The sequence below is a fragment of the Actinomadura chokoriensis genome (genome assembly GCF_039529475.1).
GTDB lineage: Bacteria > Actinomycetota > Actinomycetes > Streptosporangiales > Streptosporangiaceae > Spirillospora > Spirillospora bangladeshensis.
This window is the reverse complement of sequence record NZ_BAAAMW010000004.1, coordinates 358,144-378,424: the sequence shown is the minus strand read 5'-3', so window position 1 is coordinate 378,424 and position 20,281 is coordinate 358,144. Positions and strand designations below refer to the sequence as shown.

The 20,281-nt window shown below is 73.1% G+C and carries 21 protein-coding genes; 2 read left to right on the top strand and 19 right to left on the bottom strand.

Translation table 11 applies throughout. The features are described from left to right. Position 1 precedes the first annotated feature (1 nt). Together ABFX46_RS12450 and ABFX46_RS12445 are read right to left on the bottom strand one after the other, a co-directional pair. Positions 2-301: a type II toxin-antitoxin system TacA family antitoxin gene (locus ABFX46_RS12450; protein ID WP_346041989.1), complete on the bottom strand. Its 300-nt coding sequence runs from the start codon at positions 299-301 to the stop codon at positions 2-4. 103 nt (positions 302-404) lie between these two features. Further along, entirely contained in the window at positions 405-1,253 is an 849-nt protein-coding gene (locus ABFX46_RS12445) for a class I SAM-dependent methyltransferase (RefSeq protein WP_346041988.1), read from the bottom strand. A gap of 156 nt (positions 1,254-1,409) precedes the next feature. On the opposite strand from ABFX46_RS12445, the gene ABFX46_RS12440 reads away from it, so the two are divergent. Next, on the top strand, positions 1,410-1,829 hold the full coding sequence (locus ABFX46_RS12440; RefSeq protein WP_346041986.1) for a Fur family transcriptional regulator: 420 nt from the start codon (positions 1,410-1,412) through the stop codon (positions 1,827-1,829). 51 nt (positions 1,830-1,880) lie between these two features. On the opposite strand, the gene katG is transcribed toward ABFX46_RS12440, so the two are convergent. Both katG and ABFX46_RS12430 read right to left on the bottom strand, forming a co-directional pair. Then, positions 1,881-4,082, bottom strand: a complete 2,202-nt coding sequence (gene katG / locus ABFX46_RS12435; RefSeq protein WP_346041984.1) for a catalase/peroxidase HPI — start codon at positions 4,080-4,082, stop codon at positions 1,881-1,883. Then, positions 4,075-4,506 carry a Fur family transcriptional regulator gene (locus ABFX46_RS12430; RefSeq protein WP_428831246.1) on the bottom strand — a complete coding sequence of 144 codons (432 nt, stop codon included), beginning with the start codon at positions 4,504-4,506 and terminating at the stop codon, positions 4,075-4,077. The genes katG and ABFX46_RS12430 overlap by 8 nt, the downstream gene beginning before the upstream one ends. Before the next feature lie 156 nt (positions 4,507-4,662). Here ABFX46_RS12430 and ABFX46_RS12425 point away from each other — a divergent pair, with 156 nt between their 5' ends. Continuing rightward, complete coding sequence (locus ABFX46_RS12425; RefSeq protein ID WP_346041982.1) at positions 4,663-5,886, top strand: coiled-coil domain-containing protein; 1,224 nt, start codon at positions 4,663-4,665, stop codon at positions 5,884-5,886. A gap of 80 nt (positions 5,887-5,966) precedes the next feature. On the opposite strand, the gene ABFX46_RS12420 is transcribed toward ABFX46_RS12425, so the two are convergent. From ABFX46_RS12420 to ABFX46_RS12350, 15 genes are all read right to left on the bottom strand, one after another. After that, positions 5,967-7,001: a hypothetical protein gene (locus ABFX46_RS12420; protein WP_346041980.1), complete on the bottom strand. Its 1,035-nt coding sequence runs from the start codon at positions 6,999-7,001 to the stop codon at positions 5,967-5,969. Continuing rightward, on the bottom strand, positions 6,998-7,360 hold the full coding sequence (locus tag ABFX46_RS12415; RefSeq protein WP_346041979.1) for a PadR family transcriptional regulator: 363 nt from the start codon (positions 7,358-7,360) through the stop codon (positions 6,998-7,000). The genes ABFX46_RS12420 and ABFX46_RS12415 overlap by 4 nt, the downstream gene beginning before the upstream one ends. A 26-nt stretch (positions 7,361-7,386) precedes the next feature. Beyond that, complete coding sequence (locus ABFX46_RS12410) at positions 7,387-9,093, bottom strand: FAD-dependent oxidoreductase (protein WP_346041977.1); 1,707 nt, start codon at positions 9,091-9,093, stop codon at positions 7,387-7,389. Positions 9,094-9,213: 120 nt separating this feature from the next. Then, positions 9,214-10,434: a PucR-like N-terminal domain-containing protein gene (locus ABFX46_RS12405; RefSeq protein ID WP_346041976.1), complete on the bottom strand. Its 1,221-nt coding sequence runs from the start codon at positions 10,432-10,434 to the stop codon at positions 9,214-9,216. Between the two features lie 211 nt (positions 10,435-10,645). Continuing rightward, complete coding sequence (locus ABFX46_RS12400; RefSeq protein WP_346041974.1) at positions 10,646-11,179, bottom strand: hypothetical protein; 534 nt, start codon at positions 11,177-11,179, stop codon at positions 10,646-10,648. Further along, positions 11,176-11,685: a hypothetical protein gene (locus tag ABFX46_RS12395; protein WP_346041973.1), complete on the bottom strand. Its 510-nt coding sequence runs from the start codon at positions 11,683-11,685 to the stop codon at positions 11,176-11,178. Before ABFX46_RS12395 ends, ABFX46_RS12400 begins: the two co-directional genes overlap by 4 nt. Positions 11,686-11,695: 10 nt before the next feature. Beyond that, complete coding sequence (locus ABFX46_RS12390) at positions 11,696-12,184, bottom strand: hypothetical protein (RefSeq protein ID WP_346041971.1); 489 nt, start codon at positions 12,182-12,184, stop codon at positions 11,696-11,698. Continuing rightward, complete coding sequence (locus ABFX46_RS12385) at positions 12,181-12,669, bottom strand: hypothetical protein (RefSeq protein WP_346041970.1); 489 nt, start codon at positions 12,667-12,669, stop codon at positions 12,181-12,183. The genes ABFX46_RS12390 and ABFX46_RS12385 overlap by 4 nt, the downstream gene beginning before the upstream one ends. A gap of 146 nt (positions 12,670-12,815) precedes the next feature. Next, positions 12,816-14,060 (bottom strand): MCE family protein, encoded by a 1,245-nt coding sequence (locus ABFX46_RS12380; RefSeq protein WP_346041968.1) that lies wholly within the window; start codon positions 14,058-14,060, stop codon positions 12,816-12,818. Then, on the bottom strand, positions 14,060-15,157 hold the full coding sequence (locus tag ABFX46_RS12375; RefSeq protein ID WP_346041967.1) for an MlaD family protein: 1,098 nt from the start codon (positions 15,155-15,157) through the stop codon (positions 14,060-14,062). Before ABFX46_RS12375 ends, ABFX46_RS12380 begins: the two co-directional genes overlap by 1 nt. After that, a complete protein-coding gene (locus ABFX46_RS12370) occupies positions 15,154-16,146 on the bottom strand; it encodes an MCE family protein (protein WP_346042147.1) in 993 nt (330 codons plus the stop codon). The genes ABFX46_RS12375 and ABFX46_RS12370 overlap by 4 nt, the downstream gene beginning before the upstream one ends. Further along, positions 16,146-17,165 (bottom strand): MCE family protein, encoded by a 1,020-nt coding sequence (locus ABFX46_RS12365; RefSeq protein WP_346041965.1) that lies wholly within the window; start codon positions 17,163-17,165, stop codon positions 16,146-16,148. The genes ABFX46_RS12370 and ABFX46_RS12365 overlap by 1 nt, the downstream gene beginning before the upstream one ends. Further along, positions 17,162-18,196, bottom strand: coding sequence for an MCE family protein (locus tag ABFX46_RS12360; RefSeq protein WP_346041964.1), 1,035 nt, complete (start codon positions 18,194-18,196; stop codon positions 17,162-17,164). The genes ABFX46_RS12365 and ABFX46_RS12360 overlap by 4 nt, the downstream gene beginning before the upstream one ends. Further along, a complete protein-coding gene (locus tag ABFX46_RS12355) occupies positions 18,193-19,455 on the bottom strand; it encodes an MCE family protein (protein ID WP_346041963.1) in 1,263 nt (420 codons plus the stop codon). Before ABFX46_RS12355 ends, ABFX46_RS12360 begins: the two co-directional genes overlap by 4 nt. Next, positions 19,452-20,279, bottom strand: a complete 828-nt coding sequence (locus tag ABFX46_RS12350) for an MlaE family ABC transporter permease (RefSeq protein ID WP_131943951.1) — start codon at positions 20,277-20,279, stop codon at positions 19,452-19,454. Before ABFX46_RS12350 ends, ABFX46_RS12355 begins: the two co-directional genes overlap by 4 nt. Between the last annotated feature and the right edge of the window lie 2 nt (positions 20,280-20,281).

The window sequence follows — 20,281 nt, the reverse complement described above, 5'->3', positions numbered from 1 at the left end:
GTCAGTCCTCGAAGAGGTCCGGTTCCTCGGACAGGAGTTCGGTCAAGCGCGGCTTGACCACGGCCGGCCGTTCCAAGGCGTCCTGGAAGGCGTCCCATGCCGCGTCATCGAGCATGAACCAGCGCCGATCGGCCAATACCTGCTCAGCCGCCGAACTCGCACTGTCGAGGATGAAGGCCGTCACCGTCTTGTTCGTGGCCTGCGCCGCCATCCGGATGAGCGCGTCCTGCCGTTCACTCGCGCGGAGGTTGAGGCGCGTTTGGCGCGCCTGTGCCTCGGAATCGCCGCTGTGACTGGCCATGATCATCCTCCGTACCCTCTGGATACCAAGGGTACAGACAATGTACGTACACTGCAAGGTCCTGTGCGCACGATGTACGTACATGACCAGGCCCCGGGAGTGGTCAGGGGCGGCGGGCGGCCCAGGTGGTGCGTTCGGTGCGGATGGTCAGGTCGTCGCGGTTCAGGATGCCTTCGGGGGCGCTCGGGTCGAGGAGGCGGTCCAGGGCGGCCAGGTCTTCGGACGAGAGGGCGTCGGCGACCCTGCCGCGCATGCGCTGGAGGGCGCTGAGCGCGTAGCGGGCCACCGCTTCGGAGTGGCCGGTGCTGACGGTGATCGTGCGTTCGCCTTCGACGGTGAAGCCGGCCGCGGTCAGCTTGGGGCCCCAGTCGGCGCCGCGGTAGGGGACGTGCTCGGCGTGGTGGCGGTCGCTCGCGGCGTGGCAGCGTTCCTCCAGGCCGGGGCGGTCCTCGGGGGCGTCCTCCGGGAGGAAGCGGGGGAAGTCGGCCAGTTCGACGACGGCGAACAGGCCGCCCGGCGCGAGCATGCCGTGGACCTGGCGCAGCGTCCGGTCGGGGTCGGCCATGTGGTGCATGGACGCCGACGCCCACACCAGGTCCGGCCTGCCGAGGTCCGGCCACTCGGTGTCGAGGTCGGCCCGGACGGTGCGGACGCGGTCGTCCAGGCCACTCGTGTGGGCCTTCTCGCGCAGGCGGTGCAGGTGGTCGGGCGAGGAGTCGACGGCGGTCACATGCGCGTCGGGGAAGCGCGCGAGGAGGGCGAGGGTGCCGGCGCCGGTTCCGCAGCCCAGGTCCACGATCTGGCGGGGGCTCTCCTTGAACGGCAGCCACTCGATGATGGACGCGGTGTGCTCGGCGAGCACTTCCGCGTCGAGGTCGAGGATGTCGGCTTGGTCGTCGGCGGCGTGCCCGTGCCCGTGGTGCCCGCCGTGGCCGTGCGCTGAGTGGGTCATACCGCCACGCTAAGCGGACACGGCGCCGAAGCCCGCGAAGCTTGCCCATTCGGCAAAGCGAGCGAAATGACGGGTGCGGGTTTTCAAGGGGATAGGGGGCCTCGATTACACTTTTGTCATTCGTTGTCGGGAATCGTTCGCGTCTAGAGGTGGGGCATGACCGCGTCGCAGGGCATCGCCGACGAGCTGCGCGGGGTCGGGCTGCGGGTGACGGCCGCCCGTGTCGCGCTGCTGGAGACCGTCCGGGCCGGGGACCACCTCGACGTCGAAACGATCGCCGGCGGGGTCCGCGACCGGGTCGGGCACATCTCGCTGCAGGCCGTGTACGAGGCGCTGCACGCGCTCACGGCGGCGGGGCTCGTGCGGCGCATCCAGCCGGGCGACAGCCCGGCGCGGTTCGAGGGACGCGTCGGCGACAACCACCACCACCTGGTCTGCCGCAACTGCGGGGCCATGCGGGACGTCGACTGCGTCGTGGGGCACGCGCCCTGCCTGGAGCCGGTCGACGAGGCCGGCTACCTCGTCGACGAGGCCGATGTCACGTTCTGGGGGCTGTGCCCGAACTGCCGTCCGTGACGGGACGGCGTCCAGGCCGGCCCGGGAACCGGACCGGCCTGGACGAGCGGGTCACGCGAGGTCGAAGCGGTCCAGGTTCATCACCTTGTCCCACGCGGCGACGAAGTCGCGCACGAACTTCTCCTTCGCGTCGTCGGCCCCGTAGACCTCGGCGACCGCGCGCAGCTCGGAGTTCGAGCCGAACAGCAGGTCGACGCGGCTGCCGGTCCACTTGACCTCGCCGGAGGCGTCGCGGCCCTCGAAGGTCTCGGCGTCCTCGGACGTCGGCTCCCACGTGATGTTCATGTCGAGCATGTTCACGAAGAAGTCGGTGGTCAGCGCGCCGGGCCGGTCGGTGAGCACGCCCAGCTTGGACTGCCGGTAGTTCGTGCCGATGGCCCGCAGGCCGCCGACGAGCACCGTCATCTCCGGCGCGGTGAGGTTCAGCAGCTGCGCCCGGTCGAGGAGCAGGAACTCGGCCGGCAGGCGGTTGCCCTTGCCGAGGTAGTTGCGGAACCCGTCGTGCGTCGGCTCCATCTCGGCGAACGACTCGACGTCGGTCTGCTCCTGCGAGGCGTCGGTGCGCCCCGGCGTGAACGGCACCGTGACGTCGTGGCCGGCGTCCTTCGCGGCCTTCTCGACGCCCGCGCAGCCGGCGAGGACGATCAGGTCGGCGATCGAGATCTTTTTGCCGCCGGTCTGGGCGGAGTTGAACGCCTCCCGGACGCCCTCCAGCGTGCGCAGCACCTGCGCCAGCTCGTCGGGCTCGTTGACCTCCCACCCGCTCTGCGGCTCCAGGCGGATGCGGGCCCCGTTGGCGCCGCCGCGCTTGTCGCTGCCGCGGAACGACGCGGCCGACGCCCAGGCGGTGGTGACCAGCTGCTGCACCGTCAGGCCGGAGGCGAGGACCCGCTGCTTGAGGTCGGCGATGTCCGCGTCGTCGACGAGTTCGTGGTCGACGGCGGGCACCGGGTCCTGCCAGATGAGCTCCTCGTCCGGGACCTCGGGGCCGAGGTAGCGGACGACCGGGCCCATGTCGCGGTGCGTCAGCTTGTACCAGGCGCGGGCGAAGGCGTCGGCGAACTCGTCGGGGTTGTCCTTGAACCGCTGCGAGATCGGCCCGTAGATCGGGTCGAAGCGCAGCGACAGGTCCGTCGTGAGCATCGTCGGGTGGGTCCGGCCGTCGGAGTGGGCCAGCGGGATGGTGCCGGCGCCGGCGCCGTCCTTCGGCCGCCACTGCCAGGCGCCCGCGGGGCTCTTGAACAGCTCCCACTCGTAGCCGAACAGGATCTCCCAGAAGCTGTTGTCCCAGGTGGTGGGCGTGTCGGTCCAGGTGACCTCCAGGCCGGAGCCCATCGCGTCGTCGCCCTTGCCGGTGCCGTAGGTGCCCTTCCAGCCGAGGCCCATCTGCTCCAGCGGGGCGGCCTCCGGCTCGGGACCGACGTTGGCGTGCGGGTCGGCGCCGTGGGTCTTGCCGAAGGTGTGGCCGCCGGCGATCAGCGCGACGGTCTCCTCGTCGTTCATCGCCATCCGGCGGAACGTCTCGCGGATGTCGCGGGCCGCGGCGATCGGGTCCGGGTTGCCGTTCGGGCCCTCGGGGTTGACGTAGATGAGGCCCATCTGGACGGCGGCGAGCGGGTTCTCCAGGTCGCGGTCGCCGGTGTAGCGCTCGTCGGCGAGCCATTCCTGCTCGGGGCCCCAGTAGACGTTCTCGTCGGGGGCGTAGACGTCCTCGCGTCCGCCGCCGAACCCGAACGTCTTGAAGCCCATCGACTCGAGGGCGACGTTGCCGGCGAGGATGTAGAGGTCGGCCCAGGAGAGGCTCTTGCCGTACTTCTTCTTGACCGGCCAGAGCAGGCGGCGGGCGCGGTCGAGCAGGACGTTGTCCGGCCAGCTGTTGAGCGGCGCGAAGCGCTGCTGGCCACCGCCGCCACCGCCGCGGCCGTCGTGGATGCGGTAGGTGCCGGCGCTGTGCCAGGCCATCCGGATCATGAGCGGGCCGTAGTTGCCGAAGTCGGCCGGCCACCAGTCCTGCGAGTCGGTGAGCAGCGCGGCGATGTCGGCCTTCACCGCGGGCAGGTCGAGGCCGTTGAACGCCTCGGCGTAGTCGAACTCCTCCCCGTAGGGGTTGGTCTCGGACGGCTGCGGGGCCAGGACCCGCAGGTTGAGCCGGTTCGGCCACCAGCCGCGGTTGCCGCCGCCCTGGGTCGGGTGCGGGGCGCGCGTGCTGTGCACGACCGGGCAGCCGCCGGCGCTCTCGTTGTTCTCAGCCATGTGCTTCCTTCCAGGACGAAGCAGGGGTCGATTCGGGTGGACAGGCGGGACACAGGCCCCAGTAGACGACCTCGGCCTCCTCTATCGAGAAGCCCCGGTCGTCGGAGGCGGTCAGGCAGGGGGCTTCGCCGACGGCGCAGTCGACGTCGGCGATGGCGCCGCAGGACCGGCAGACGACGTGGTGGTGGTTGTCGCCGGTCCGCGACTCGTAGCGCGCCACGGAGCCGGAGGGCTGGATGCGCCGCACCAGCCCCGCCGTGGTCAGCACGCGCAGCGAGTCGTACACGGCCTGGTGGGACACCGCCGGGAGTTCCTCGCGCACGGCCCCGATGAGCGAGTCGGTGTCGGCGTGCGGGTGCCCGTGCACCGCGCGCAGCACCGCGAGCCGCGGCCGGGTCACCCGCAGGTGAGCCCCCCGCAGCATCTCCCGGAACTCCAAGGGCGTTGCCACGCGACACAGACTGGCCCATTTTCTTGAATGAGTCAAGATAAGGAGTCGTCCAAGTCTGGGCCGGGCGGTTCCGCGGTTCGGGGGCGCGAGGGGGAGGTGCAAAACGGGACGTTTCACTAGGATGCTCGCGTGCGCGAAGATCAAGAGGTCCCGGACGAGAGCCTGCTCACGGCGCCGCTCCAGCTGCCGGACCACGGTTCCGGCGGGTCCGGCCGGGACGAACCGGCGGAGGTGGCCGTGGAGCGCGATACGACGGCGGGTACTCAGGTCGACCCGGGGCCGGTCCGCGCGTTCGGCCAGGAGGTCGAGCGGCTCTCCGGGCTGGTGGCGCAGCTCGGCACGCTGGCCGCCGCGCTGGGCGACCGGCTGGACGGCGAGGTGCGCAAGGTCCTCGACGACGCCGAGCGGGCCCTCGCCGAGGCGAGCGGCGCCCGCAAGCAGTCGCTGGACGCGGACGCGCGCGCCGCGGAGGCCGAGGCCCGCGCCGAGGAGGCCCGGCAGGAGACCGCCGAGGTCCGCGCGGAGTCCGAGAAGGCGCTCGCGGCCGCGAAGGCGAGCATCGCGGCGGCCCAGGAGAGCGAGGCCAGTGCGTGGAAGGAGGCGGGCGCTCACCAGCAGGCCCGCGCCACGTCCGCGAACGAGGCCGCGCACGCCGAGGGGCTGCGCAAGCGCGCCGAGGCGGCGTGGAGCACCGAGCACCAGGCCCGCGGCGACGCCGAGCGCGAGCGCGACGACCTCGCGACCCGGCTGTCGGCCGAGCAGAGCGCGCTGGCCGCCGCACGCGGCGACCTCGCCGACGTGCGGGCCGAGCTGGCCGAGGCGCGCGCCAAGCTGGAGGCCGCCGCGGACGCCGAGCGGCGGCTGCGGGCGGAGCTGAGCGTCGTCCAGGGCGAGGTCGCGGGGCTGACGGTGGAGCGGAACGCCGCCACGGGACGGGCGGAGGAGCAGGCCGTCCGCGCCAAGCGCGCCGAGCAGCTCGCCGACTCGGCGGAGGACCGCATCCTCGCCGCGATGGCGCGCGCCGACCGGGCCGAGCAGCGCGCGGACGCCGCCGAGGAGCGGGCCGACGCCGCCGAGGTCCGCATCGACCGCGACGCGGCGACCGTCCGCGCGCTGCAGGACACGCTGCGGGCGGCGCTGGACCTGCCGTCCATGGAGGACCTCGACGACGGCCGCGGCGTGCGGGTGGGCGACGCGGCCGCGGTCGTCGCGAAGCCGGGCGGGCTGATCGGCGTCGACCAGATCCCGGACGAGATGGACGGCGAGCTGGCCGGCCGGTTCGCCCGCGCGATCCTGGCCGTCCGCGTCCACCAGGCCACCCACCGCACGCCGCCCGAGGAGCCCGAGGACTAGCCCACCTCCGTTGATCTGCGGCGTGTTGTTGTTTTCGACGCGCTCATAACAACAACACGCCGCAGATCAACGGCGTGGGGCTACGTCGGGAGGCGTCTGCGGGTGGGGAGTTCCGCGAGCCGGACGACCAGCATCGGCAGGGCGAAGCCGAGCAGGCACTTCGCCAGCAGCACGGCGGTGGCCGGGAGGTCGCCGGTCACCCCCGGGTGGTAGGGGCTGACGGCGATGAGCAGCGGCGCGCCGGCGGTCGCCACGAGCGCGCACGCCCGGCGGCCCTGCCGGGTGCGCGCCAGCGCGGCGGCGCCGACGACGGCGGCCGCGAGGACGAGGCCGAAGCGCAGCCACTGCCAGTTCTGCGAGAACGCCACCAGCCCGTGGACGTCGTCGAACCTCATCGGGCCGAGGTCGCCCTGGTGGACGAGCGTGAAGAGCAGCGCCGACATGACCGGGACCACGACGGCGGCCATGGCCGTGACGAGGGCGACGCGGGCGCGCCCGAGCAGGCGGGCGCCGTGCCGGGGGCCGGGGGACGCGACCAGCGACGCGGTGGCCAGCAGCGCGAGCGGGAGGACGCTCGTCAGCGCGACCACGCGCCACGCGCCGGGCGCGTCCGGCAGGGTCGTCCCGTAGAGGACGAGGACGGCCTGGGCGCCGGTGACCGCGCACGCGGCACGGGCGGCGAGCCGGCGCGGCCCGCGCCAGGCCAGTGCCGCGATGACCGCCCACGCGAGCCAGTACGGCGCGGTGCCGAAGTGGTGGGCGAGCTGGCCGGGCAGTGGCACGCCCTCGTCGAGCAGTTCGGCGATGACCGCCGCCGAGTGCGGGACGTTGAGCAGGAACCGCAGCCCGTCCCCCACGATCACGAGCATCGCCAGGAACCCGGCCGCGGCGAGCGCGCCCGGCCAGGGCGACCCGGTGCCGCCGCGGGCGGCGCGGCGCACCCGGATCCGGACCGCCCCGTACAGCAGGTCGGCGGTGTCGGCGAGGGACGGCCGCGCCTGCCCGGGGCGGGCCCCGGCCATCAGGACGTCCAGCATCTCGTCCTCGTGCTCCGCGCGGTGGTCGGCCGGATAGCAGGCGAGCAGCCGCCGGTAGCGGTCTTCGAGCGCGCTCATCCGAGCCCCCCGAGGGCCGGGGCGGCGCCGCCGCCGAGGCGCGGCAGGGCGGCGAGGCGGCGGGCGGCGATCTCCGTGCGGCGGTGCAGCGCCTCGACCTCGGCGGCGAGCGCGGCGGCGCCGCCGTCGGTGAGCCGGTAGTAGCGGCGGAGCCGGCCGTCCACGACCTCCTCGCGGTCGGCGGCGATCAGCCCCTCGCCCCGCAGCCGGTCCAGCGCGGCGTAGAGGGTGCCGGCGCGCAGCCGGGTCCGCCCGGCGGAGATCTGCTCGACGTCGGACATGATCCCGTACCCGTGCTGGGGCCCGTCCGCGAGCGCGGTGAGGACCAGGAACGTCGGTTCCTGCATCGGTTTGGACATGCGATCTTTATATATCGATCATCTGACTATGACAACCGGAGCGCGGCCGGAGCGGTCGCGGGGACGGCGGGCCGTTCCGGCATGACGGGGTCGACGCGCCGGTAGGCGGCGCCCGGCGCGGGGCGCGGGTCCTTCTCGCCGCGGTTCGGCCAGAACGCCATCGCGCGCTCGGCCTGGGCGGTGATGGTGAGGGACGGGTTGACGCCGAGGTTCGCGGTGACCGCCGAGCCGTCCACGATGTGCAGGCCCGGGTGCCCGTGGACGCGGTGGTACGGGTCGATCACGCCGTCCTCCGGGGTCTCCCCGATGACGCAGCCGCCGATGAAGTGCGCGGTCGTCGGGATGTTGAACAGGTCGAACCACGTCCCGCCGGGGGTGGCGCCGAGTTCCTCGGCGAGCATCCGGACGGCGTCGTGCGCGACGGGGATCCAGGTGGGGTTCGGCTCGCCGTCGCCCTGCCGCGCGACCAGCCTGCGGCGGCCGAGGCGGCTCCGCCTCTCCCCGACGGTGATCGAGTTGTCGGCGGTCTGCATGACGAGCGCGATCACCGTCCGCTTGGCCCAGTCCTTGAGGGACAGGCCGCGCAGGATGATCGTCGGGTGCCGGGCGGACTGGCCGAGGAACTTCAGCCAGCGGGGCGCGCCGCCGCCGTCGACCAGGAGGGTGCGGATGACGCCCATCGCGTTGTTGCCCGCCCCGTAGCGGGTGGGTTCGATGTGGGTCTTCTCGTCCGGGTGGAAGGACGAGGTGATCGCGAGGCCCGTGCTGTGGTCGACGTCCTTCTTGCGGTGCCACACGGTCATCCGCTCGACGCCGAGCAGCGCCTCGGAGTTGGTGCGGGTGAGTTCGCCGAGGCGGGGCGACAGGTGCGGGAGGCGGCCGGCGGCGCGCATGCGGTGCAGGAGCCGCTGCGTCCCGTAGGTCCCGGCGGCGAGGACGACGTGCTCGGCGGTCAGCCTCCGGCGGCGCTTGCGGAACGGGCCGGTGTGCTCGGTCTCCACCTCGTAGCCGCCGTCCGGGCGGGGCGTGAGCGAGGTGACGGTCGTGTCCGGGATGACCTGCACGCCCGCCTTCTCCGCCAGGTACAGGTAGTTCTTGGTGAGCATGTTCTTCGCGCCGACCTTGCAGCCGATCATGCAGGAGCCGCAGGCGGTGCAGGTCGTCCGGCGCGGGCCGGCGCCGCCGAAGTACGGGTCGTCGGCGTCCTCGCCCCGCCGCTCCCCGAAGAGCACGCCGACGGGGGTCGGGTGGTAGGTGTCGCCGGCGCCCATCCGGTCCGCGACCCGCTTCATCGCCTCGTCGGCGGGCGTGACCAGCGGGTTCACGGTGACGCCGAGCATGCGGCTCGCCTGGTCGTAGAACGGCTTGAGCTCGTCCTGCCAGTCGGTGATGTGGCCCCACTGGCGGTCCTTGAAGAACGGCTCCGGCGGGACGTAGAGGGTGTTCGCGTAGACGAGCGAGCCGCCGCCGACGCCCGCCCCCGCCAGCACCAGGACGCCGGCCTTGCCGCCCACCAGGTGGACGCGCTGGATCCCGCGCATGCCGAGGCGCGGAGCCCACACGTACTTGCGCAGCCGCCACGACGTCTTCGGCAGCGTGTCCTCGTCGAAGCGGCGGCCGGCCTCGATCACGGCGACGCGGTAGCCCTTCTCGGCCAGCCGCAGCGCCGAGACGCTGCCGCCGAACCCCGAACCCACCACGATCACGTCGAAGTCGTCGGCGTCACCGGACATCGCACACCACCTTCGTCGCTGGACACGAGGGCCCCGAGTGTGGCCCTCCGCCGTGCCGTCCGCCATGTAAGCGGCGCAACGATCCGGCCACGCTTTTATCAGTCGGGTGATAAAGGCGGATCAGCGGGCGCCCGCCCCGCCGGCGGCGGCGCGGTTGACCATGCGCGCATGCAGGAACAGCTCCATTTCCAGGCAGCGCCTGGGGTCGCGCAACTCGTCCCCGAAAAGGTCCTGCAAATGGCGCAGCCGGTAACGGACGGTCTGCGGGTGCACACGCAGCCGGCGGCTCGCGTCGGCGGCGTTGAAATTGTGCTCCAGCAATGCCAGCAGCGTTTCGGCGAGCCTTTCCCGGCGGGCCGGCGGGACGGCCTCCAGCGGCGCCAGCCGGGTCGCCGCCGCGTCGTCGATCAGCTCCCCGGCCCGCGAGATCACCAGCACCGGGACGTGCTCGGCGCTGCGGATCAGCCCGCCGTCGGGGATGACGCCGCGGACGGCGAGCGCGAGCGTCTCGCGCGCCCAGCGCAGCGAGTCGGCGGCCCGCGCGACCGGGACCGCCGGGCCGACCGCGACCACCCAGTCGCGCAGCAGCGCCGCGGGCGGCCGGCCGCGGCCGGCCCGGCCCGGGTCGGGGATGACCAGGCACGGCTCCGGCGCGCCGAGGTCCGCCAGCAGGTCGCCCGGCAGCTCGCCCGGCAGATCGCAGGGCAGGGCACCGTCCCGGCGCCGCCGGACGGCGACCGCGGCGACCGCGTCCGGCAGCGGCCAGCGCGCCTCCGCGGCGACCGCGGCGAGGTGCTCGGGGGCGGCGGGCGGCTCGGCGAGCAGCAGGTGCAGCAGCCGGGCCCGGTGCCGCCGCACGACCGGCGCGAGCCGCCGCCGCGCGCGGGCGGCGGCCTCGGCCGCGTACCCGGCGGCGATCACCTCGGCGACCGCGTCCATGTAGCTGAACTGGGCGTCCATGACGAGGCTCAGCGCGGCGCGGTCGAGGTCGCCGGAGACGGCGGCGAGCGTCCGCCACGCGACGCACGCCGACCGGCGCAGCGCCTGGTGCGTCTCCACGGGGTCGCGGCCGTCGCGCGCGAGCCGCCGCCCGACCCGCAGGTAGAACGCCGAGACCCGCTCCCAGCCGGCGTCCGGGTCCTCGACGAGGTCGCAGAAGTGCCGGATCCCGGCGGCGACCCCGGCCCGCGCCCGCCCGGCCTCCTCCTCGCCGACCTGCGGGTCGCCCCGGCGCAGTTCGGTCAGCAGCTCGTCCGCCGCGCGGTCCGCGTGCGGCCGCAGCCGCCGCGCCACCCACTCCGGCACCTCCTCGAACGCGCGGACGTCCAATGCCGTGGCCACCACTCGCCATTCCCCCCTGCCGAGCGCCCGCCGGGATGCGGGCACTTCCCCAGGATTGCCGATGCCCTCCGATCGCGGTTGTCGCTGAAATAACCTGTTAGCCGCCGTTTCATTGAGTCAGTTGACAAAAGCCCAGGCAGCGCGCATGTTCGCCATTTCTTTCACGGACGTCTCATGGACCGCGTCAAGCCGGATCGCGGGGAATGCCCGCTCAGCGGGCGGTGAACGTGTCGAGCGCCGCTATCCTCCACGCGCCGGCGCGGCGGACGGCGGTCACGGTGAGCATCGCCGGGGCGTGGGTGCTCGTGCCGTCGCTCGTCCGGGTGGTCTGCTGGTCGGCGAAGACGAGCACGGCGGCGCGGTCGCCGGTCAGCGCGGTGACGGCGCTGTCGGTGACGCGCGTGCTGAGGACGGTCTTCGCCTTCGGCGCCTCCTCCCGCACCTTCGCGAAGACCTCCTCGTACTGCCGCACGGCATCGCCGGTCAGCGCGGCGCTCGCGGCCTTCCGCGTGCGTGCCGGGTCGGTGTAGTCGAACGAGAAGACCTGGCCGACCATGTTCGCGACGGCGCCCTTCACCTCGCTGGTCGCCGCGCCGTCGGTGAGGGCCGTGTTGCGGACGGACGGGTCGTCCCGCACGGCGCCCGCCCGGTCCAGCGCCCACACTCCGAACACGGCGAGCAGGACGGCCACGATGCCGAGCGCGATCGGAGACGTCGCCTCGGCGCGCGGTCTCGCGGCGTTCACATCGCCTCCGCCGGTGCCTGCCCCAGCTCGCTGAGCTTCCAGCCCGCCGGGGTCCTGGTGACCTTGCCGACGAGGCGGCTCTGCTTGGTGACGGGGTCGCCGTCCGGCGGCGTCACGGTGATCTCGACGGCGACGAGGATGCGGGCCTTGCCGGAGCGCTCGTCCAGCTCGGCGACGGCGGCGTCCAGGATGCGGGCCCTGGTGATCGTCCGCGCCTTCCTCACCTGCTCCTCGAACGCGGCGCGGCCCTGCGTGATCTGCCGGTGGAGGTCGCTGGTGGTGGAGTCCTGCCACGTTCTCAGGCCGGGCCCGAGGTCGCGGTAGTCGAGCGTGGTGAGGTTCTGGACGGCCTGCTCCCCCGCCCGCAGGACCTCCTCGCGCGTCCGGGAGTAGGCGTAGCCGTCGTCGTGCGCCGCCGCGTACCAGGACCATCCGGCCCAGGCGGCGAAGAGCGCGGCGAGGACGAGGAGGGCGGCCGCCGTCCGCTGCGGCGTGTCGTCGATCATGCTCTGCCCCTCATACGGACGCCAGGCCGGTGATCGACCAGTGGCCGCGGTCGCGGTGCGCGGTCACGATGAGCTGCGCGGCGGCGGGCGTCCCGCCGGCCTTCCCGGCGCGCGTGGCGGTCTGGTCGAGGAAGACGAGCAGGCGTGCGGTGTCGCCGCTCAGCGAGACGACCCCCGCCCGGACGACGCGGGTGGTGAGCGCGACGCGCTGCGCCGGCGCCTGCCGCTTCACCTGCCCGAACAGCCGCCGGTACTGCGTGAGCGCGGCGCCGGACAGGTCGCTGTTCGCGGCCTGCTCGGTGGCGGCGACGTCGTCCGGCCCGTAGGTGAACACCTTGCCGAGCGCCGTCGACACGTCGCCGATGACCTCGGTCGTCGCGACGTCGTCCAGCACGGCCTCGTCATGCGGGTTCGCGTCCTCGCGCAGCAGCCCGGCGGCGGGACGGAGGGCCAGGGCGAGCAGGGTGACGGCGAGCGCGGTCACGAGCAGCCGCTTCATCGCGCACCCGCCGGTATCGCGGTGAGCGATTCGAGCCTCCACCCGGACGCCGTGCGCGCCGTCCCGGCCTCGAACCGCTTGCGCTGGAGCGTCGGCGGGCCGTCCCGCAACGTGAGCTTCACCTGCACGGACGCGATGACCTTCGCCTTGCCCGCCCGGACGTCGAGCGAGGTGACGGCGACCCCGGTCACGGTCGCCGCGGCGCTGGTCTCCGATCGTCCGATCTTCACGCGGTTCTGCGCGGCGTCCCGTTCGAGCTGCTCGTGAAGGGGGCCGGTGGAGGCGTCCAGCCACGCCCGCAGCCCCGCGTCCACCTGCGCGGGGTCCATGGTGTTGAGCGCCGCGATCTGCTGCCGCGCACTCTTCAGCACGACGTCCCGAGTACGGTCGGGCCCGCTCTGCGCACGGTCCCCGTCCCGCCAGACCGCCCAGGAGGACCACCCGAGGAACACCACGGCAGCGACCACCAGCGCCCAGCCGGCCATCCCCCGTCCACGCCGCTTTACCGCGCCCGGCTCCCGTGTCGCCGTGCCGACGAGGTGTTCGCCGCGCCGTGGGGACGGCTCGCGCCCCGTTCTCCGTTCGCTGCTCGCCGGAGTACGGCGTGATCTCTGCTTGGTGGACGCGCGCATCAGCTCCCTCCCTGGAGGCCGAGGAGTCCGCGCATGTCGCGGGGGCCGTCGGGGACGCCCGGGAGGGCCAGGGCGCCGGGGAGCGCGGAGGCTCCGCCGGTGAGCACCGAGCCCGCGCGGGCCGGGGTCGGTACCGGTCCGCGGGGGGCGTTGGCGGCGCCGCGCACGTTGATGCCGCTGGACGGCGGTGCGGCGCAGTGGGCCGCCGTGTTGAGCGCAGGGCCGGGCGACGTGTCGAGGCCGTTGCGGTACTTCGTGCCGCCGTATCCGGACGTGCAGTTGGGCGGGTCGAAGAAGGTCGTGACCATCCCGAAGTTGAGCTTGCCGTCCTGCACGACGGACTTTCCGGAGGCGACCGCGTCCGGCAGCTTGGCGAGGAGCTGCTCCAGGCCGTCCGAGCGCGGCGCCAGGAGGTCGGACGTGGTGAGCAGGTTCGCGACCAGGACGCTGAGGGACGGGTCCAGGTCCCGGATCAGCGTGCGGAACTCGCCAGCGGCGCCGGGCGCGGTCGACACGAGGTTCCGGAAGGTCGGGTCCGACTTGCGCAGTTGCTCGGCGAGGAGCCGCGCGTTGCGTCCGAACGACTTCAGCGACGCGGCCTCCTCGCTCTGCGTGCGCAGGACGGTCTCGCCGTCGCCGATGAGGGACGTGGTCGGCCCGGCATTCTCGTTGGCGGCCCGCGTGAGGGAGCGCGCGTTGTCGAGCAGGACCTGCAGGTTCGGTCCCTGCCCGGCGAACGCCCGGCCCAGCTCGCCGACGACCGTCCGCAGCGCGTCGGTCGGGACCGACGCGGCGAAGTCGTTAAGGCTGGTGAGCAGGTCCGTCACCGGCGCCGGCGTCGCGGTGGACGTGCGCGGGATGACCGAGCCGGACGCCAGGAACGGCCCGGACGCGGTGTCGGGCCGCAGGTCGATGTACTGCTCGCCGATCGCCGACCGGTTCGCCACGACGGCCCGCGTCCGCGCCGGGATCCTCGGCGCCGACTTCTCGATCTTCAGGTCGGCGAGTACGCCGTCCCCGGTCAGGTGCAGCGCGCCGACCCGCCCGACCGAGGTGCCCCGGTAGGTGACGTCGGCGTTCTCCGCGAGCCCGCCCGCCTCGGCGAGGTCGGCCTGCACCGTGTAGTGGTCGCGGTATCCGACGTATCCGCCCAGGTCGGCGTAGTTGAGCCCGACGTAGCCCATCGCGAGGACGCCGACGATGAGGAAGACGAGGTTCTTGACCCGGGTGGCGGCGGTGACCATCAGTCCCCCTGCGGCGGTGCGATCGGCGGAACGACCTGGGTGCCCGGACGCGCCGTGACCTGGAGGTACACGTTCAGGTAGTCGCCCTTGACGGCGGGCAGGACGGCGTCGGTGAACGGGTAGGTCAGCAGGACTTGGAGGGCGTCCGGCAGGTCGTGGCCCGCGTCGGACAGCTTCCGGAGCGTCGGTTCCAGGGCTTGCAGGTCGGCGATCAGGTCGTCCTTGCTCCGCCGGACGGTCGTGACGGCGACCCGCGACAGCTCGTCCAGGGACTTCAGCATCCGGACGAGCGCGCCGCGCTGCTCTTCGAGGACGGCGAGCCCGGGTTCGATGTCGTCGAGCGCGACGCCGATCTGCGCCTTGCGCCCGCGCAGCGTGGCCGACAGCCGGTTCAGGCCGTCGATGGCGTCGGTGATGCCCCGCCTGTTCGCGTCCAGGTCGCCGACGAGCCTGCGCGCCCGCTCCAGCAGCGACCGGATCTGCGGCTCGTTGCCGCCGAGCGCCCGGTTCAGCTCGCCGGTGATCGTCCGCAGCTGCGCGATGCCGCCGCCGTTGAGCAGCATCGACAGCGCGCCGAACACCTCCTCGACCTCGGGGTTCCGGTTCGTCCGCGACACGGGGATGACCGCGCCGTCCGCGAGAGTCCCGGTGCCCGCGGACGGCGCGTCCCCGCCCGGCGGGGCGCCGCCCGGCGCGGCGGCACCCCCCGGGACGTTCGTCGGACCCGCGCTGAGCTGGACGAACTTCTCGCCCAGCAGGCTCGACTGGCGCAGTTCGGCGTACGCGTTCGCGGGGAGCCGCACGTCGCCGTCGACCTTCATCGTGACCTCGGCCGCCCAGCCCTCGCGGGGCAGCGCGACCTTCACGACCCGTCCGACCGCGACGTCGTTGACCTTCACCGCCGACTGCGGGACGAGGTTCAGCACGTTCGCGAACCGCGCCTTCACCGTGTACGGGTGGTCGCCGAGGTCGGCCCCGCCGGGCAGCGGAAGATCCTGGACCCCCGAGAACCCGCATCCGGCGAGGGCCACAGAGGCGGCCGCCAGGCAGGCGAGCCGCCGCCGCGTGGCTGGGGGACGTGATGCAGGGCGGGTCATGGTGCCGCCTTTCGAGTGCCCGCCACCGGCAGCGGCGGGGTCAGTTCGCTCAGGTTCTGGCGGCCCATGAGGGTGCGGGTGCGCGGGTCGTAGGCGTTGAGGATGTTGGTCGCGTTCAGCGGCTGGACGTCGAGCGCCTCCGCCAGCGACCGCCGCTGCTTCACGAGCACCTGCGTGATCTTCGCGAGCTTCCCGACGTTCCCGGCGACCTGCTCGCGGTTGTCGCGGATGAAGACCTTGACCCGGGCGAGCGCCTCGGTGAGGGCCTTCAGCGCGGCGTCCAGCTCCCGCCGGTCGGCGGCGAGGAAGCCGGACACGTCCGCCAGCTGCCGCTCGGCCTGCCTGACCTGCCCGTCGTTCGCCTTCAGCATGGCCGTGAACGTCTGGAGGCCGCGGATCGTCGCGAACAGGTCCTGCTGCGAGCCCGACAGCGTCTTCGCCGCCTGCGCCATCCGCTCGGTCGTGGTGCGGATGTCGCGGCCGTTGCCGCTCAGGTTCTCCGCGCCCGTCTCCAGGACCCGCGACAACGCGCCGTCCTTGTTGAGGCCCTTCGGCCCGAGGTCGGCGGCGAGCCTCTTGATGCTGTCGTAGACCTTGTCGAGTTCCATCGGCGTCGCCGTCCGGTCCGCCGGGATGACGGCGCCGGACGCCATCTTCGGCCCGGACGTGTAGGCGGGCGTCAGTTGCACGTACCGGTCGGCGACCAGGCTCGGCGCGACCGCGACCGCCTTCGCGCCGGCCGGGACGTCCACCCCGCGATCGACGGTCATGACGGCTCTGACCTGGGGCCCTTCGGCCCGGACGGAGTCGACCGTGCCGACCTTCACGCCGAGCACCCGGACGTCCGAGCCCTTGTAGATCCCGACCGCGTCGCGGAAGTAGACGGTGACCCGGGTGCCGGACGGTCCTCGCAGGGCCGCGAAGGCGCCGACGGCGACGACGACGGCGATTCCGGCGGCGAGCAGCGGCGTGCCCAGTCTGCGCAGCATCACCGGCCGCCTCCCTTCGGTGGCATACAGCCCTTCTCCGGTGCCTTGGCCAGGTACTCCTTGGGGACGAGCCCGCACAGGTACCCGTCCATCCAGCGGCCGTTGCCCAGCGAGTTGCCGAGCAGCCGCGTGTACGGTCCGGCGGTCTTCAGCGCCTTGTCGAGGTTGTCCTGGTTCTTTTGCAGCAGGTCGGTGACGCGGCCGAGCGCGCGCAGCGTCGGGTCGAGCTGCTTCTGGTTGTCGTCGACGAGCCCGACGATCTGCCGCGACAGCTCCCGCGTCCCGACCAGCAGCGCGTGGATCGCCTCGCGGCGGCGCCGGAACTCGCCGAGCAGCAGGTTCCCGTCGCGCAGCAGCGCCTCGACGTTCGTGCTCTGCTCCGACATCGTCCCGGTGACCTGCCGGGTGTTGGCGAGGAGCCGCGCGAGCTCGGCGTCCCGGGACGAGACGGTCTTCGACAGCGCCGAGACGCCGTCCAGGGCCGTGCGGACGCTCGGCGCCGTCCCGGCGAACGTCGTGGAGATCGCGTCGAGGCTCGCGGCGAGCTTCGCCGAGTCGATCCGCCCGACCGTCCCGGCGAGGTCGTCGAACGCCTCCGTCACGTCGTAGGGGGACGTCGTCCGGGCGAGCGGGATGCGGCGGGCGGGGTCCTGCCGGTGCGCGCCGAGCGGGTCGACGGCGAGGAACTTGTCGCCGAGCAGCGTCTTGATCGCGATCGCGACCGTGCTGGCGTCCCCGATCCAGGTGTCGCGGACGCGGAAGTCCACGGTGACCTTCGCGCCGTCCAGCCGGACGCCGGTGACCTCGCCGACCTTCACCCCGGCGACCCGCACCTCGTTGCCGGACCGCAGCCCGGCCGCCTCGCTGAAGTCGGCGCTGTAGCGGGTTCCGCCGCCGACGACCGGCAGGTCCTTGGCGTTGAACGACAGCAGCGCGGCGGCGGTGATCAGCGCGAGCGACACGACCGCGACGGCGATCGGGTTCCGCTCCCGGACGGGTTTCAACCGTGGCCGTTTCATCCACCGCACCTTTCGGCCGTCAGGGGAATGCCGGTGGGCGGCGGGTGCTGCTCGCCCGGGTACTGCTTGTAGGTGACGCCGCTGAGGTCGGCCTCGCAGAGGTACAGGTTCATCCACGACCCGTACGAGGCGATCCGCCCGATCGCCGCCATCTTCACCGGCAGCAGCCGCAGGAACGCGTCGACCTTCGGGGAGTCGTCCGACAGGTTCCGCGACAGCCGCCCGAGCTGCTCGATGTCGCGCTCGAGCGGTGCGCGGCCGTCCGCCAGCAGGCCGGTGGTGGTGCCGGCGAGGTCGTCGAGCGCGCTGATCGCCTCGCCGATCGCGGTGCGGTCGGCGGCCAGGCCGGACACGAGCCGCCGCAGCGTCCCGATCAGGGCGCCGAGGTTGTCGCCCCGCCCGTTGACCGTGTCGAGGACGGCGTTGAGGTTGTCGATCACCTGCCCGATCACCGCGTCCTTGTCGGCGATGCCGCTGGTGAGCGACCCGATCGAGGACAGCAGGCCCTCGACCGTCCCGCCCTCGCCCTGCACGACCTGGATGATCGAGCCGGCGAGCCGGTTCACGTCCTTCGGCGACAGCGCCTGGAACAGCGGCTGGAAGCCGTTGAACAGCTGGGTCAGGTTGAGCGCGGGCGTCGTCCGCTCGACCGGGATCGTCGCGCCGGGCGCCAGTGTTCCGGCTCCCCCGGCGCCGCGCTCCAGCTCGACGTACCGCTGCCCGATGAGGTTCAGGTACTTGATCGTCGCGGTGGACGACGCCGGGAGGCGGTGGCCGCGGTCGACGCCGAACGACACGAGCGCGACCCGGTGCTCGACGACCCGGATCCCGGCGACCCGCCCGACCTCGACGCCCGCGATCCGGACGCTGTCGCCCTCGCGCAGGCCGGACGCGTCGGTGAACCGCGCCTTGTAGGAGACGGTGCCGCCGCCGCCCGCCCGCGTGATGCTGAGCGCCAGCATCGCCGTCGCGACCACGGTCACCGCGACGAACGCGACCGACTTGGCCATCGGCCCCGCGAGGCTCTTCATCGCAGCCTCACCTCCGTCCCCCGGTAGAGCGGGCCGAGCAGGACGCTGCTCCAGTCGGGCAGCGCCTCCGGAACCTCCTGGAGGCCGGGCGCGAGCAGCTCGTTGACGAGGCGGTTCTCCTCCGGGGAGTTCGGCAGGCCGAGCGCGCCGGGGGCGGCGGCGACGGGCGAGTCCGCGTCGAGCGGCGCGGACTTCACGGTCGCGCCGACCGGGTAGCAGTGCGGGCCGCTCTTGTCGGTGTAGCGCGGACGGTCCCTGCCCGGCACGTACCGCCCCTTGGACGGCAGCGTCGTCACGTTCACGTGCAGGCCCGGCTGCTCGGTGCCCTTGCCGAGCACCTCGTCCATCACGGGGACGAACTCGGTGAGCATCCGCAGCGTGCACGGGTACTCGGGCGCGTACTTCCGCAGCAGTTCCAGCGTCGGACGGCTCGTCGCCGCCAGCCGGATGACGTTGCCCGAGTTCTCGTGCAGGAAGTCGGCGAGGTCCTGGGACGCGTCCGTGACCGCCGCGTACAGCCTCGCCAGGTTGGTCCGCTGGTCGGCGATCGACCGGCTCGTGTAGGCGAAGTCGTTCAGCGCCTGCAGGATGTCGGGCGCGGCCTCGTCGTAGTGGCGGCCGACCTCGACGAGCCGCCTGATGTCGCGGTTGAGCGCGGGCAGGCTCGGGTTGATCTTCTTGAGGTAGGCGTCCAGCTCGACCAGCGTCCGCCCGAGTTCGGTGCCGCGCCCGTCGAGCGCCTGCGACACGGCCGTGAGCGTGGCAGCCAGCTCGGCCGGCCGGACGGCGGTGAGCAGCGGATACAGGGTGTCCATCACCTGCTGCAGCTCGATCGCGTTGGCCGACCGGTCCTGGCTGATCACGCTGCCGGCGGTGAGCCGGGCGCGGACCGGTGCGGCGGGCGGGATCAGCGCGACGAACCGCTGCCCGAACAGCGTCGTCGGGAGCAGCTGCGCCGACACGTTGCGCGGCAGCAGCCGCACCTTGTCGGGCTGGAGCGCCAGCTTCAGCGTCGCGACGCCGCCGTCCGACGAGATCTCCCGGACCTCGCCGACGACGACGCCGCGCAGCTTCACGTCCGCGTGCGGATGCATCTCGCTGCCCGCGCTCGCCGCCTCCAGCGTCACCCACGTGACCTTGGTGAACTGCTTGTCGTAGACGGCGATCGACAGCCAGACCAGCAGCGCCGGCACGAGCAGGAACGCCACGCCCGCGAGCCGCCTCGGCACCAGCTCCCCGGCGCCGCCCCCGGCGCTCATCCGGCCACCTTGACCGTCGTGTTCGTCCCCCACAGCGCGAGGCTGAAGAAGAAGTCGCTGACGCTGATCAGCACGATGGACGTGCGGACCGCGCGGCCGACGGCGCGGCCCACCCCGGCCGGCCCGCCGACCGCGCGGTAGCCGTAGTAGCAGTGCGACAGGATCACCAGGACGCTGAACACCAGCACCTTGAAGAACGACAGGACGACGTCCACCGGCGACAGGAACAGCCCGAAGTAGTGGTCGTACGTGCCGGCCGACTGCCCGTTGAACACGACCGTGACCTCGCGGGACGCCAGGTACGCGCACAGCAGCCCGATCGCGTACAGCGGGACGATCGCGACCGCGCCCGCGACGATCCGGGTCGTCACCAGGTACGGCAGCGACGGGATGCCCATCACCTCAAGGGCGTCCACCTCGTCGCTGATGCGCATCGCGCCGAGCTGCGCGGTGAACCCGGCGCCGACCGTCGCCGACAGCGCGAGGCCCGACACGACCGGGGCGATCTCGCGGGTGTTGATGTAGGCGGACGCGAACCCGGTGAACGCCGACGTCCCGATCTGCTGGAGCGCCGAGTAGCCCTGCATGCCGACGACGACGCCGGTCGCGAGCGTCATCGCGACCATGACGCCGATCGTCCCGCCGATGACGCCGAGGCCGCCGCTGCCGAACGCCACCTCGGCGAGCAGCCGCTGCACCTCCTTGCGGTAGCGGTGCAGCGCGCGCGGCGTCCACAGCAGCGCCCGGACGTAGAAGACGCCCTGGTCGCCGGGCTGGTCCAGCCACGCGAACCAGCGGGTCGGGCCCGCTCTCAGCACGGCCATTG

Coding starts and splice junctions, on each gene's coding strand:
- ABFX46_RS12390 (WP_346041971.1), bottom strand. CDS start 12,184: ATGAAGCGGCTGCTCGTGACCGCGCTCGCCGTCACCCTGCTCGCCCTG.
- ABFX46_RS12375 (WP_346041967.1), bottom strand. CDS start 15,157: ATGACCCGCCCTGCATCACGTCCCCCAGCCACGCGGCGGCGGCTCGCC.
- ABFX46_RS12350 (WP_131943951.1), bottom strand. CDS start 20,279: ATGGCCGTGCTGAGAGCGGGCCCGACCCGCTGGTTCGCGTGGCTGGAC.
- ABFX46_RS12450 (WP_346041989.1), bottom strand. CDS start 301: ATGGCCAGTCACAGCGGCGATTCCGAGGCACAGGCGCGCCAAACGCGC.
- ABFX46_RS12370 (WP_346042147.1), bottom strand. CDS start 16,146: ATGCTGCGCAGACTGGGCACGCCGCTGCTCGCCGCCGGAATCGCCGTC.
- ABFX46_RS12410 (WP_346041977.1), bottom strand. CDS start 9,093: ATGTCCGGTGACGCCGACGACTTCGACGTGATCGTGGTGGGTTCGGGG.
- ABFX46_RS12430 (WP_428831246.1), bottom strand. CDS start 4,506: ATGCTGCGGGGGGCTCACCTGCGGGTGACCCGGCCGCGGCTCGCGGTG.
- ABFX46_RS12415 (WP_346041979.1), bottom strand. CDS start 7,360: ATGTCCAAACCGATGCAGGAACCGACGTTCCTGGTCCTCACCGCGCTC.
- ABFX46_RS12445 (WP_346041988.1), bottom strand. CDS start 1,253: ATGACCCACTCAGCGCACGGCCACGGCGGGCACCACGGGCACGGGCAC.
- ABFX46_RS12365 (WP_346041965.1), bottom strand. CDS start 17,165: ATGAAACGGCCACGGTTGAAACCCGTCCGGGAGCGGAACCCGATCGCC.
- ABFX46_RS12380 (WP_346041968.1), bottom strand. CDS start 14,060: ATGGTCACCGCCGCCACCCGGGTCAAGAACCTCGTCTTCCTCATCGTC.
- ABFX46_RS12355 (WP_346041963.1), bottom strand. CDS start 19,455: ATGAGCGCCGGGGGCGGCGCCGGGGAGCTGGTGCCGAGGCGGCTCGCG.
- ABFX46_RS12440 (WP_346041986.1), top strand. CDS start 1,410: ATGACCGCGTCGCAGGGCATCGCCGACGAGCTGCGCGGGGTCGGGCTG.
- ABFX46_RS12420 (WP_346041980.1), bottom strand. CDS start 7,001: ATGAGCGCGCTCGAAGACCGCTACCGGCGGCTGCTCGCCTGCTATCCG.
- ABFX46_RS12360 (WP_346041964.1), bottom strand. CDS start 18,196: ATGAAGAGCCTCGCGGGGCCGATGGCCAAGTCGGTCGCGTTCGTCGCG.
- katG (WP_346041984.1), bottom strand. CDS start 4,082: ATGGCTGAGAACAACGAGAGCGCCGGCGGCTGCCCGGTCGTGCACAGC.
- ABFX46_RS12385 (WP_346041970.1), bottom strand. CDS start 12,669: ATGGCCGGCTGGGCGCTGGTGGTCGCTGCCGTGGTGTTCCTCGGGTGG.
- ABFX46_RS12395 (WP_346041973.1), bottom strand. CDS start 11,685: ATGATCGACGACACGCCGCAGCGGACGGCGGCCGCCCTCCTCGTCCTC.